We start from the raw sequence: 12,414 nt of genomic DNA on the forward strand, positions 1-12,414 counted from the left end.
CCGCGTGTCTTCGCGTGTGAAACCTCTCCTCGATCTCGACCCGGCCGACGTCCGCCGGGCCCGCACCCTGGCCCGCAAGGCCGGCCGACCCGTCGTCAAGCTGGCCCAGAGCCACACCACCGTCAGTGTCGAGCGCGCCACCCTGCGTCTCGCGGGGCTCTCCGGCGCCGACCACGAGCGGGTCCCGTGGGTCAACCACCTCGTGGACGCGGTGCGCGGCGAGGTCGGGCTCGAGCACGGCATCACCAGCCCGGTCTTCGACGCCCTGCGGCGGGGGGAGGCGCCGGACCTGCTGACCCTCGCCCAGAAGGCCGCGAGCGGCTCGGTCCAGTTCCGGCTCCCCGAGGGCAGGGCCGCCACCGCGGCAGCCAAGGACGCCCGCCGCGAGGTGAGCCGGGGCCTGCGCGCCATCGACAAGCAGCGCGCCACCCGGGACCGGCTCATCAGGCGCCATGGCGACCCGCAGCAGCGTCCGTGGATCTACCTCATCGTCGCCACCGGCGACATCTACGAGGACATCCCGCAGGCCCAGGCCGCCGCGCGCGAGGGCGCCGACATCATCGCGGTGATCCGCTCCACCGGACAGTCCCTGCTCGACTACGTGCCCGAGGGCGCCACCCGCGAGGGGTATGCCGGCACCTACGCCACCCAGGAGAACTTCCGCCTCATGCGGGCGGCCCTGGACGAGACGTCCAAGGAGCTGGGCCGCTACATCCGGCTGACCAACTACGCGTCCGGGCTCTGCATGCCCGAGATCGCCACCCTGGCCGGGCTCGAGCGGCTCGACATGATGCTCAACGACTCGATGTACGGGATCCTCTTCCGCGACATCAACCCGATCCGCACCTTCGTCGACCAGCGGTTCAGCCGCCAGATCCACGCTCGCGCCGGGATCATCATCAACACCGGCGAGGACAACTACCTCACCACCGCCGACGCGGTCGAGGCCGCGCACACGGTCACGGTGAGCCAGCTGCTCAACGAGTACTTCGCCAAGGAGGCCGGGCTCGAGGACTGGCAGCTCGGCCTGGGCCACGCGTTCGAGATCAACCCCGAGCTGCCCGACTCGTTCCGGATGGAGCTCGCGCATGCCCTGCTCGCGCGCCAGCTCTTCCCGAAGGCGCCGCTGAAGTGGATGCCTCCCACCAAGCACATGACCGGTGACGTGTTCCGCGGGTACCTGCTCGACGGGTTCTTCAACCTCGTCGGAGCGATGACGGGGCAGGGGATCCTTCTCGTGGGCATGATGACCGAGGCCGTCGTGACGCCGTTCCTGTCCGACCGGGACCTGGCCCTGCAGAACGTCCGCTACGTGCTCAACGCCGCCGGAGGGCTCACCGAGGACTTCCACCCGCCGCGCGACGGCTTCATCCAGACCCGCGCCCGCGGCGTGCTGGGCGAGGCGATCGACCTGCTCACGCAGATCACCGATGAGCCCGGCCGGGCGCCCCTGCTCGAGGCGATCGCTGACGGCACCTTCGGGCTGATGAAGCGACCGGCCGACCGCGGCAAGGGTCTCGACGGGGTGGTGGTCAAGGCCGAGAGCTACGACAACCCGGCCACGACCATGCTCGAGGAGGGTTCCGACCGATGACTTCTCCGATGACTTCCCCGACTGCGACTTCTCCGGCTGCGACTTCTCCGGCTGCCGACATCGTGCGGCCCTACGGCGACACCACCGGCGACGGGATGGTGCAGGTCTCGTTCACCCTGCCGATCCCGCACGACAAGCGGGCCGAGGGTGCCGCGCTCCAGCTGGCCAGGAAGATGGGCCTGGAACCAGCCCTGCTCGTGCACGCCAAGGCGATGGGTCCCGACTTCACCTTCTTCGTCGTCTACGGCAGCGCCACCCACCTCGTCGACCTGCGCGACGTGGTCGTCGTCGAGCGCGAGTTCCCGCTGCTCAGCCCGGCCGAGGTGAACAAGGCCGTCAAGTCACGGCTGCGACGCAAGCTCGTCGTCGTCGGCGCGTGCATCGGCACGGACGCCCACACGGTCGGGATCGACGCCATCCTCAACATCAAGGGGTTCGCGGGGGAGAAGGGGCTGGAGTACTACCGGGAGATCAAGGTCGTGAACCTCGGCGCCCAGGTCCTCGTCCCCGAGCTGGTCGCCCGGGCCCGGGCCGAGAAGGCCGACGCGGTCATGGTCAGCCAGGTCGTCACCCAGCGTGACGCGCACATCCACAACACGACGACCATGAGTGCGGCGTTCCGGGAGGCATACCCTGCCGGCCAGGTGCCGTTGCTCGTCGTCGGCGGTCCGCGCTTCGAGGAGGGGTCGGCCCCCAAGCTCGGGGTGGACCGCATCTTCGGCCGCGGCACCACCCCGGGCGAGGTCGCGAGCTACCTCGTCCACGCCCTCACCCCGGCACCCGCCCGCCCGAAGGAGACGTCATGACCGCCCCCACCGCTGCAACCGTCGGACTGACCGTGACGCATCGCCGCTACGTCCCGTACAGCCACGCGCACTACGCGGGGAACCTTGTCGACGGCGCCTACTCGCTGGCTGCCTTCGGCGACGTGGCCACCGAGATGTGCATCAGGACGGACGGCGACGAGGGGCTTTTCGCGTCCTACTCCGACGTCCAGTTCAAGGCACCGGTGCGGGCCGGCGACGTCATCGAGATCGAGGCGCGGCTGGTCCGGGCCGGCACCCGCAGCCGTGAGCTGGAGTTCGAGGTGCGGGTCGTCGGGCGAGGGACGCCCGAGCGCGGGGAGTCCGCGGCTGAGATCCTGGACCCGCCCGTGGTGGCCACGACGGCCCGCGGGGTCGTGGTGGTCCCCGCGCCGGCGGCGCCCGCGAGCTGAGAGTCGCGGTCGGCGTGTCGCGCGCGACACGCCGACCGTTCGTCGATTCACCGAGGTTTCCTTGCAGCACAACGGATTTGGCCTGAGCACGTGACCACCCCCAGCCCGCCTGCGCGTCCGCGAACACGGGGTTGACAGCCCTCGTCCCGGGGGTATGTTTGCCCACGGTTGTTATCACCGAAAGACCGTCGTCCAGGGGGGAACCAGGCCGGAACGTACGCATTGCGCGGTGGCTAGCGCGCGCAGCCACCGCAGGCCAGCAGTGACGTACGACCCGAACTGGTTCTCCGCCTTTCGGCGGTGGTGGACGGCGGCTCGGCCCGTGCGCTTAGTAGACAACAGCAGGATGTCGGCAACCAGTCGACCCCCTGCTGGTCCCAACGGCAGTGCGGGCCGTTCCGTGTCCTACCGTGGTCCCGTGCCGACCACCACCACCCTGCGCGCAGGAGTACGACTCCTGGCCGCCATCGGGTCCGGCCTCCTGGTCTCCAGCGCCTTCCCCGGACAGGACATCTGGTGGCTCGCCCCGGTCGGCGTAGGGCTGCTGTCCGCGGCGGTCTTCGGCGCCCGGTGGCGCCTCGCCCTGCTCCTGGGGCTGGCCCACGGCCTGGCCTTCTTCCTCCCGACGTTGTCGTGGACGGGGGTCTACGTCGGCAACCTGCCCTGGGTGGCCCTGGCCACCCTCGAGGCCCTCTACCTCGCCGTCATGTGCGCCCTCACATCTGTGGTCCAGCAGGCCTTCCTCACCTCCCGGCTGCGGCCGCTCGCGTATGCCGCCGTCCCGCTGGCCTGGGTGCTCCAGGAATGGGCGCGGGGGACGACCCCGTTCGGCGGTTTCCCGTGGGCGCGCCTCGCCTTCAGCCAGGCCGACAGTCCGCTGGCGCCGTTCGCCCGGTTCGGCGGCGCCCCCGGCCTCACCTTCGCCGTGGCCACGCTCGGCGTCCTCCTGCACCTGGTCGCCCGCGAGCTCACCCACCACGTCGGCAGGCCACGCCGGACCCAGGCGGCGGCATACCGGCCTCTCGCGGTGGGCCTCACACTCCTGGCGCTCGCACCGCTGGGGCTTGCCGTAGCCACGGCACCGCCCACGGATGGCCGGAAGGTGTCGGTCCTCTTCGTGCAGGGCAACGTGCCGAAGGCCGGCCTGGACTTCAACGCCCAGCGCCGCAAGGTGCTGGACAACCACGTGCAGGGCACCCTGGCAGCGGTGGCGACCGGGCACCCTGCCCCGAGCCTGGTCGTCTGGCCGGAGAACTCCTCGGACATCGACCCGTTCCAGAACCCCGACGCGGCGGCCGACATCCGGCTCGCCGTGGAGACCGCCAAGGCGCCCGTCCTCGTCGGCGCGGTCCTCAACGGCCCCGACCCCTACGTGTCGAACGCGAGCCTGTTCTACCGTCCGGGCGACCCGACCCCGCAGCGCTACATCAAGCAGCACCCGGTGCCGTTCGCCGAGTACATCCCGTACCGCGACTTCTTCCGCAACTTCTCCAGCAAGGTCGACCTGGTCACGCGCGACTTCACGAAGGGGGACAGGGCCGGCGGGTTCGAGGTGCCGGTGGCGGGGGAGCGGCCCTACTGGATCATCCCGACCATCTGCTTCGAGGTGGCCTACGACGGGCTGATGCGCGACTCCACCCTCCAGCCCGGCCGGGACGCGAGCATCCTCGCGGTGCAGACCAACAACGCGACGTTCGGCTACACCGCCGAGTCCGACCAGCAGTTCGCGATCAGCCGGATCCGCGCCATCGAGCACGGCCGCTCGGTCGTGCACGTCTCCACGGTGGGTGTGAGCGGGTTCATCAACCCCGACGGAACGTACGTCGACAAGACGACGTTGTTCACCGCAGCGGCTCGGTACGGGTCGCCCGTCGTCCGCACCGAGGTGACCGTGTCCGACCGCCTGGGACCCACGCCCGAGTATGCCGCGGGGCTGGCGTTCGTCGCGCTCCTGGCACTCGGTCTGTGCCTGGGACGACGGACCGCTAAGGTCGGTCGCGCCGCCGACGGACCCCCCGCACCGGCTCAACCACGAAGGGATCCTGTCGTTGTCTGACGAGTTCGTGCTGTCCGACCAGATCGACCGGGTGCTCGTGTGCATCCCGACCTACAACGAGCGTGAGAACCTGCCGCGCATCGTCGAGCGCGTCCGCACCGCGGTGCCGTCCGCCGACATCCTGGTGCTCGACGACAACTCTCCCGACGGCACCGGCCAGGTGGCCGACGAGCTGGTCGCCGCGGACCCCCAGGTCCACGTGCTGCACCGTCCCGGCAAGCAGGGGCTCGGCAACGCCTATCTCGCGGGCTTCGGCTGGGCGATGGAGCAGGGCTACGGGGCCATCGTGGAGATGGACGCCGACGGCTCCCACCAGCCCGAGCAGCTGCCCTCCCTGCTCGCCGCCCTGACCGACGCGGACCTCGTGATCGGCGCCCGCTGGGTCCGGGGCGGCACCGTGGTGAACTGGCCGCTGCACCGCAAGGCGCTCAGCGTCGGTGCCAACCTCTACACCCGCGCCCTGCTCGGTATGCCGGTCCACGACGCCACCGCGGGCTACCGGGTCTACCGCGCGAGCGCGCTGGAGACGATCGGTCTGGACCACGTCGCCTCCCAGGGCTACTGCTTCCAGGTGGACCTCACGCAGCGGGCCGTCCGGCTCGGCCTGAGGGTCGTCGAGGTGCCGATCACGTTCGTCGAGCGCGAGATCGGTGACTCCAAGATGAGCGGCGACATCATGCGCGAGTCGCTGCACCGGATCACCTCCTGGGGGCTGGCGCACCGGGCCGACCAGGTGCGGCGACTCGGCAGTAGGGAACCCACGTGGCACCGGCTGTAGGACGCACCCCCTTCGCGAGACGACGTCGGCCGCGCTGGCTGGCCGTCGTGTTCGTGCTGCTGCTGGTCGTCCCGATCCTGGAGATCGCGACCATCATCGCGGTCGGCAAGGTCATCGGCGGCTGGCAGACCCTCGTGCTGCTCCTCGTCGAGTCGGCGCTGGGCGCCTGGCTCGTCCGACGGGAGGGCGCCCGGGCCTGGAAGGCGCTGCGGACGGCCCTCACCACGGGGCAGATGCCGAGTCACCAGCTCGCCGACGCGGCCCTCGTCCTGGTCGGCGGGACCCTCCTGCTCGCCCCGGGCTTCCTCACCGACATCGTGGGGTTCTTCTTCATCCTGCCGTTCACCCGGCCGATCGCCAGGACCCTGCTCGAAGCCGCGGTGGCCAAGCGGCTGCTGGGCGGCGTCTTCGGCGGCGGGCGTGGGGGACCCGGCGGCCAGCCGCCGCCGGCGGGGCCGGACGTCATCGAGGGAGAGATCCTCTAGGACCTCGGCACGACGAAGGCCACGCCCTGGCGGGCGTGACCTCGTCGTTGTCCTGCGGTTCGGATGCCTCAGGCGGTGCGCTTGCGGCGGGGCTTCTCGCCACGTGACTCGCGCAGCAGGACCAGGCGCTCCTCGAGGAGCTCCTCGAGCTCAGGGATGGATCGACGCTCGAGCAACATGTCCCAGTGCGTACGCACGTGCTTCACCTGCTTGACCTCGGGCTCGGGGCCGTCGACGAGACGGGCCTCCTCGCCGCAACGGCACTCCCAGGTAGACGGGATCTCGGCCTCGATGGAGAAGGGCAGCTCGGTCCGGTGGCCCAGGGGGCACACGTAGGACGTGATCTGTCGCTCGCTCGGGACGACGTGGTCGTCTGTCTCGAGACTGTGCGAAACCATTCGGCTGCCCCGGAGGGTGCGCTCTGCCATGACGGGGTTCTCCCAACGTGCTTGGTACCCTGCCCATTCGGGTGGGGGCTCGGGGATTCACACGGCATAACGCCGTGGACCCGTGCAATGTTCCGACGTATGGGACGTCCGATTCGTTGGCATCTGTGACGCAAATCACAGTTAGACGATCGCGGGCACCTGGTTGCCTGCGTCGAGGATCCCCTGACGCACGTCGACCCTGCGCAGCAGCACGAAACCCAGCACGAAGAAGATGATCAACGCCACGATCGCCGGCCGGTAGGAGTGCGTGAGCTGGTGGACCAGGCCGAACAGCAGCGTGCCGAACCACGACGTGCCGCGCTCCATGGCCTGGTAGAAGGCGAAGAACTCGGCCTCGCGGCTCTTGGGCACGAGCTGGCTGAACAGCGACCGGCTCAGCGCCTGGCTGCCGCCCAGGACGATGCCGATGAGCACGCCGAGGGCGATGAAGGGGATGAACGCCTTCTCGGGGACGAAGAACGCGGCGACCACGATGGCTGACCAGGCCACCAGGGACCCGAGGATCGTCCGCCACGCGCCATAGCTGCGCGCGAGGCGGCCGAAGAGGAGCGCCCCACCGAACGCCACGAACTGGACGAGCAGGATGAGGGCGATCAGCTGCTCCTGGGCGAACTTGAGCTGTTCGGCCCCGTAGAGGCTGCTCGAGGAGATGACGGTCTGGATGCCGTCGTTGAAGAACAGATAGGCCAGCAGGAACATCAGGGTCTGCGGGTAGGTGCGCAGGTCGCGGAAGGTGTGCCCGAGCTGCGCGTAGCTGCCGCGGACGATCCCGGCCGACGGCTGGTCGACCCTGGCGATCTCGCCGCCCCGAAGGTCCCACAGCCCCCGCACCGGGATCAGGGTGAACACGCCCCACCACAGGCCCGCCGACAACATGCTGATCCGCACGGCCATCGACTTGTCGACGCCGATGAGGTCCGGCTTGGAGACGATGACCAGGTTGAGCGCGAGCAGCAGCCCTCCGCCGAGGTAGCCCAGCGCCCAGCCGCGCGAGGACACGGTGTCGCGGTCGTCGGGGGAGGCGATCCGACAGAGGATGGCGTCGTACACGACCAGGGAGGATCCGAGCGCGATGGTGGCCAGGATCATCATCAGCGCACCGAACCGCCAGTTCGACCCGTGCAGGAAGAACAGCAGGGACGCCGGCACGGCGCCCGCCCAGGCGAAGGCCCCGAGCAGCCGGGCAGGACGAGGCGTGCGGTCGGCGATGGCGCCCACGAACACCAGCAGGATCGCCGAGATGATCGTCGACAGGGTCACGGTGTACGACGCGACGGAGCCCGGGTCGAGCGGGGCCGTGAGCACGAGCACCAGGACTCCCGCGCCGGCGACCGCCAGCGGGACCGCGGTCGGCAGCAGAGCGGGCTTGTTGCGGATCATCTGGACGACGGTGACGACCAGCGCGACCAGTCCGACGAGGGTGAGCGCCAGGGCGACCTGCCAGACCCCGCTCGGCAGGCGGGCCGCGGCGGGCACCACGTGCAGGTCGACGTGACAGGTCGCGTCACTGGCGAGCGTGGGGCAGGCTGCCTTCTTGGCCACCGTCGTGAGGTAGGGCGCGAAGAGCACGGTGCCCACGGTGGTGACGAAGGCCGAGTTCGCCCAGTCGTACCAGTACCAGGGCCGGTGGTAGCGCTCCTGCTCAGCCCACGTCGACGGTGCCGGGGCCTCCCGTGTTGTCATGCGTGAAGGGTGGCACAACGAGCACGCGACCAGATGGGTATTCCCACCCAGAGGCGGCCACTACCCGGCGTACTCCCAGTGCCACGGCTCGGGCAAGGCACCGGTCGGTTCGGCCCAGTCCGGGTGGAACCACCCGTAGAGCGGCGCGTTCTGCTTCATCCACAGGTGCGCTGGACTGCCGAAGCTCTCGATGCCGCCGCAGAGGTCCACGGCATGACCCAGGCCGTGCTCACTGCGACCCGGGGTGGCGGCAAAGATGCCTCTGTCCAGCTTCACGGCGACCTGCTCGGCGAGCGAGCGGTAGGAGTCCGTGACGCACAGGAGGGACCCGGTGTCCTTCTGGTAGGCCAGGCTCATCGCGTTGAAGGCGACGGCAGCGCCGGGACGAAGGCTCTGCCCGGCTGCACCGACCAGCGGGCACAGGCCCGAGACCGGGATCTTGCCGTTGGGGTAGTCGGCCTCGTCGGTGCTGCACGCCTTGACCGACCCGTCCGGCCGGACGCCGGGCACGACGATGGCGGCACGCAGCCGCTTGGTGGCCTGCACCGCGACCGCGTTGCCGCTGCCGAGCAGCAGCCCCGCGATGGGCCCGACCTTGGCGACCTGGGCGGCGTGGAGCTGCCTGGTCGCGTCGAGCTGCGCCTTCTGCTGCTGGACGACCACGTCGAGCTGCTTCTTGGCGTCAGCGGCCCTGGTCGCGGCCTCCGTGGCCCGCGTGCTGGCTTCGACGGCGCTGAGCGCGATGGCGCGCTGGAGCTCGGTCCGGTTCTGGACCCGCTCGATCTGCCAGGCGCGCTGGTCGCTGAGGTACGAGAGCTGGGCGGCGGTGTCACCCGCCTCGCTCGCGGACTTCGCCAGGGTGTCCAGGAGGGTGCCCATGTCGGTGAGGCTCCCGCCGGAACCGGCGTACGCGAGGTAGGCCCACTGCCCGAGCGCCCGGCGGTCCCGGCCGAGGCGGGTGCTCAGCTGCCCGTAGAGCTGCACGTCACGGTCAGCCTCCTCACGGGCGGCCCGCTCCGCGGTGCGCGCCGCGGCATACTCCTGCAGGAGGGTGTTGGCCTGCAGGGCCAGCCGGTCGAGCTTGGTGGCCGCCGCCGCGATGTCGGCGTTCGACGTCGCGAGGTCGTGAGTCAGCGCATCCGCCTGCGCGATCTGGGCGGCCAGCGCGGCGGCGCTGAGCGTTGCCTCGCCCCCGGCGCCGGGAGTGGCGGTCGCCCCCGCGGTGACCGTGCCGCCGCCGGTGGCCAGGGCCGGGGTGGGGGAGAGGGCCGCGGGGGACTGGGTCGACGCGGGGGACTGGGTCGATACGGGGGACTTTGTCGACGCAGCGGAGGTGGGCGTGGGCGGCGGCGTGGTGGCGCCGTAGGCCGGTGCCCAGCCTGCGAGCACAGCGGTCAGGGCGCCAGTGGCGACGACTGCCCTTCCTGCGAGCCCAAGCATGACAAGCCGACTCCCTTTCCTGCCACCACGGCAGCTCTGAGCTCCACGACGGCGAAACTCCTCCAGCAGGCTATCCGCGGCCGCTCGCGATGACTCTCGTCCGTTAGTGGGAGATGACCTGGGTCATCAGGCTGACCCGATGACCCGGGTCACCCAGCTGCGCGACCTCGCGATACCCACGCCGTCGGTGGAACTCCAGCGACGGGACGTTGGGCGGATCGATGTTCACCTCGAGGGTCAGCCGCCCCCGGGCGCGGGCCGATTCCTCGACCGCGTCGTACACCGCCGAGGCGAGGCCCCGGCGCCGGAAGCGGTCATCGACGACGATCCGGTCGAGGTAGTCGAAGTCCACCCCGTAGCGTGCGCTGAACCACCGGTAGTTCACCGAGTCGTAGTCCGTCCCGGGCCCGAAGACGAGCACGAACCCCGCAGTCTGGCCGTCGCACACGATGACGTCCGCGCGGGACGCCCATCGACGCAGCTCACCGAGGCGCGGGCCGTCGAGCGGGGCGAGCAGCTCGACATGGTCGGCATTGAGGCTGAGCACGTCGGGGACGTCGTCGTCGACCATCGGACGCAGCACTCCGGGAGCCTCCATGGGGCCAGTCTGGCACCCCGTGCCCGTGGCTTCCGCCCCGGCGCTTCGGCGTGCCCCGGGCCCGCGGCGACGCAAGGATGGCCCGCATGACCACCGCCACGAACACGTCGCCCTCCACCGCGCCCACCTTCGTGCGGTCCGACCGCCTGATCCTCGCCGGCGGTGGGATCGCGGTCGCCCTGGCCGCCGTGACCCGCTTCGTCGGGGCCGGAGCCGTGCTGCCCTTCCTGTGCTCCGCGGTGGCGGTCACCCTGCTGGCCTCACTGGTGGGACGCAGCGTGGAACAGCTGGGTGACCGGTTCGGAGCCGGAGCGACGGGGGTCCTGCAGTCGGCCCTGGGCAACCTGCCGGAGCTGTTCATCGCACTGTTCGCCCTGCGGGCCGGACTCGTCGGGGTGGTCCAGGCCGCCCTGATCGGGTCGATCCTGGCCAACCTGCTGCTCGTGCTCGGGCTGGCGTTCCTCGTGGGTGGGCTCAAGCACGGCACGCAAAAGCTCGACTCCGACCGGGCCCGCAGCATCATCGTGCTGATGGTCCTGTCGGTCGCTGCCATGGTGGTCCCGTCGCTGGCCCACTACGTGCACACCCCGGCAGCGGCTCACGAGAAGACGCTGTCCCTCATCGTGTCGGTCATCCTGCTGGTGCTCTTCGCCCTGACCCTGCCGGCGTCGCTGCGCCGCGGCGAGACGGCCGACGCAGGTGCCGGGATGGACCACGAGACCCCGCGCTGGCCGGTCTGGCTCGCCGTCGGCCTGCTGACCGTCGCCGCCGTGCTCTCGGCCTTCGTGTCCGACTGGTTCGTGGTGGCGCTCGAGCCCGCCATGAAGGCGCTGAGCATCTCCGACGCCTTCGCGGGCCTGGTCATCGTGGCAATTGCCGGCAATGCCATCGAGAACGTCGTCGGGGTCCAGCTGGCCGCGCGGAACCGCTCCGAGTACGCGTTCTCGATCGTCATCAACTCGCCGATCCAGATCGCCCTCGTGCTGGCTCCGCTGCTCGTGGTCCTGTCGGCGGTGTTCGGGTTCGCGACGCTCACCCTGGTGTTCCCGCCCCTGCTCGTGGTGTCCGTGGTGATCGCCGTGATCCTCACGGCCTTCATCACCTTCGACGGGGAGTCCACCTGGATCGAGGGCGCCGCCCTCATCGCGGTGTATGCCGTGATCGCCACCTCGTTCTGGTGGGGCTGAGCCTGCGGCTCGACGCTGGCTACACCGCTAGGCACGGTCGCGGGCGCCGTGGCACGATTTCGTGGTGACCAGCAACCCGGCGGCAGAGCAACGCCTGCGCGACCTCGCCAGGCTGCGCCGCGTCCGCGACCGGATCGACCGGGAGTACGCGTTGCCCCTCGACGTCGAGGCGCTGGCCCGCGGAGCCCACATGTCGGCGGGCCATCTCAGCCGGGAGTTCAAGCAGGCCTACGGGGAGTCGCCGTACAGCTACGTGATGACCCGCCGCATCGAGCGCGCCATGGCTCTGCTGCGCACCGGGGAGCTCAGCGTCACCGACGTCTGTTTCGCAGTGGGGTGCTCGTCGCTGGGGACCTTCAGCACCCGGTTCACCGAGCTGGTCGGCGTCCCCCCGAGCACCTACCGGCGACAGATGGCTCCGGCCGCCCAGGAGATGCCGTCCTGCGTCTCGAAACAGGTGACCAGACCGGTCAGGAATCGAGAAGCGCAGGCCGCCGAGGCGCAACTAGCCTGAGCCCCATGGACATCACCATTCACGCGAGCTTCCTGCCGCAGAACGACCCGGAGGCCGCTCTGTCCTTCTACCGCGACACGCTCGGCTTCGAGGTCCGCGGTGACGTCGGCTACAACGGGCTGCGGTGGATCACGGTCGGTCCCGTCGGCCAGCCCGGCACCTCGATCGTGCTGCATCCACCGGCCGTCGACCCGGGCATCACCGACGAGGAGCGGCGCACCATTGTCGAGATGATGGCCAAGGGCACGTACGCCACGATGCTCCTGTCCACCGCCGACCTCGCCGCCACGTTCGAGCGGGTGGAGGCCAGCGGCGCCGACATCGTCCAGGAGCCGACCGACCAGCCCTACGGGGTGCGCGACTGCGCGGTCCGCGACCCTGCCGGCAACCTGCTGCGGATCCAGCAGGGCTGAG

At 70.4% G+C, this 12,414-nt stretch carries 13 protein-coding genes; 9 read left to right on the forward strand and 4 right to left on the reverse strand.

The annotated features are described in order from the left end of the window. The first annotated feature begins 4 nt into the window (after nucleotides 1-4). The 6 genes from kamD (at nucleotide 5) to BJ986_RS15065 (ending at nucleotide 6,129) form a co-directional block, all read left to right on the forward strand. Nucleotides 5-1,594 (forward strand): lysine 5,6-aminomutase subunit alpha, encoded by a 1,590-nt coding sequence (kamD, locus tag BJ986_RS15040; protein ID WP_337795389.1) that lies wholly within the window; start codon nucleotides 5-7, stop codon nucleotides 1,592-1,594. A gap of 8 nt (nucleotides 1,595-1,602) precedes the next feature. Next, complete coding sequence (gene kamE / locus BJ986_RS15045) at nucleotides 1,603-2,400, forward strand: lysine 5,6-aminomutase subunit beta (RefSeq protein ID WP_179422997.1); 798 nt, start codon at nucleotides 1,603-1,605, stop codon at nucleotides 2,398-2,400. After that, nucleotides 2,397-2,810 (forward strand): 3-aminobutyryl-CoA ammonia lyase, encoded by a 414-nt coding sequence (kal, locus tag BJ986_RS15050; protein WP_179422999.1) that lies wholly within the window; start codon nucleotides 2,397-2,399, stop codon nucleotides 2,808-2,810. Before kamE ends, kal begins: the two co-directional genes overlap by 4 nt. 418 nt (nucleotides 2,811-3,228) lie before the next feature. Next, nucleotides 3,229-4,866: an apolipoprotein N-acyltransferase gene (gene lnt, locus BJ986_RS15055; RefSeq protein WP_337795390.1), complete on the forward strand. Its 1,638-nt coding sequence runs from the start codon at nucleotides 3,229-3,231 to the stop codon at nucleotides 4,864-4,866. Further along, nucleotides 4,859-5,644, forward strand: a complete 786-nt coding sequence (locus BJ986_RS15060) for a polyprenol monophosphomannose synthase (RefSeq protein ID WP_179420122.1) — start codon at nucleotides 4,859-4,861, stop codon at nucleotides 5,642-5,644. The genes lnt and BJ986_RS15060 overlap by 8 nt, the downstream gene beginning before the upstream one ends. Beyond that, nucleotides 5,629-6,129, forward strand: coding sequence for an FxsA family protein (locus tag BJ986_RS15065; protein ID WP_179423003.1), 501 nt, complete (start codon nucleotides 5,629-5,631; stop codon nucleotides 6,127-6,129). The genes BJ986_RS15060 and BJ986_RS15065 overlap by 16 nt, the downstream gene beginning before the upstream one ends. A gap of 68 nt (nucleotides 6,130-6,197) precedes the next feature. Here BJ986_RS15065 and BJ986_RS15070 read toward each other — a convergent pair whose 3' ends face one another. From BJ986_RS15070 to BJ986_RS15085, 4 genes are all read right to left on the reverse strand, one after another. Beyond that, complete coding sequence (locus BJ986_RS15070) at nucleotides 6,198-6,557, reverse strand: RNA polymerase-binding protein RbpA (RefSeq protein ID WP_179423005.1); 360 nt, start codon at nucleotides 6,555-6,557, stop codon at nucleotides 6,198-6,200. A 141-nt stretch (nucleotides 6,558-6,698) separates the two neighbouring features. After that, nucleotides 6,699-8,261, reverse strand: coding sequence for an MFS transporter (locus tag BJ986_RS15075; protein ID WP_179423007.1), 1,563 nt, complete (start codon nucleotides 8,259-8,261; stop codon nucleotides 6,699-6,701). A 60-nt stretch (nucleotides 8,262-8,321) separates the two neighbouring features. Continuing rightward, entirely contained in the window at nucleotides 8,322-9,701 is a 1,380-nt protein-coding gene (locus tag BJ986_RS15080; protein WP_179423009.1) for a M15 family metallopeptidase, read from the reverse strand. A 103-nt stretch (nucleotides 9,702-9,804) separates the two neighbouring features. Further along, the gene (locus BJ986_RS15085) at nucleotides 9,805-10,299 is read right to left on the reverse strand and encodes a GNAT family N-acetyltransferase (protein ID WP_179423011.1); all 495 of its coding nucleotides are present in this window, start codon (nucleotides 10,297-10,299) and stop codon (nucleotides 9,805-9,807) included. Nucleotides 10,300-10,385: 86 nt separating this feature from the next. On the opposite strand from BJ986_RS15085, the gene cax reads away from it, so the two are divergent. The 3 genes from cax (at nucleotide 10,386) to BJ986_RS15100 (ending at nucleotide 12,413) form a co-directional block, all read left to right on the forward strand. Next, nucleotides 10,386-11,486: a calcium/proton exchanger gene (gene cax, locus BJ986_RS15090; RefSeq protein ID WP_179423013.1), complete on the forward strand. Its 1,101-nt coding sequence runs from the start codon at nucleotides 10,386-10,388 to the stop codon at nucleotides 11,484-11,486. A 64-nt stretch (nucleotides 11,487-11,550) separates the two neighbouring features. After that, nucleotides 11,551-12,000 (forward strand): helix-turn-helix domain-containing protein, encoded by a 450-nt coding sequence (locus tag BJ986_RS15095; RefSeq protein ID WP_179423015.1) that lies wholly within the window; start codon nucleotides 11,551-11,553, stop codon nucleotides 11,998-12,000. Between the two features lie 5 nt (nucleotides 12,001-12,005). Then, on the forward strand, nucleotides 12,006-12,413 hold the full coding sequence (locus BJ986_RS15100; RefSeq protein ID WP_179423017.1) for a VOC family protein: 408 nt from the start codon (nucleotides 12,006-12,008) through the stop codon (nucleotides 12,411-12,413). The last annotated feature ends 1 nt before the right edge of the window (nucleotide 12,414 follow it).

This window comes from Pedococcus badiiscoriae (genome assembly GCF_013408925.1).
GTDB classification, from domain to species: domain Bacteria; phylum Actinomycetota; class Actinomycetes; order Actinomycetales; family Dermatophilaceae; genus Pedococcus; species Pedococcus badiiscoriae.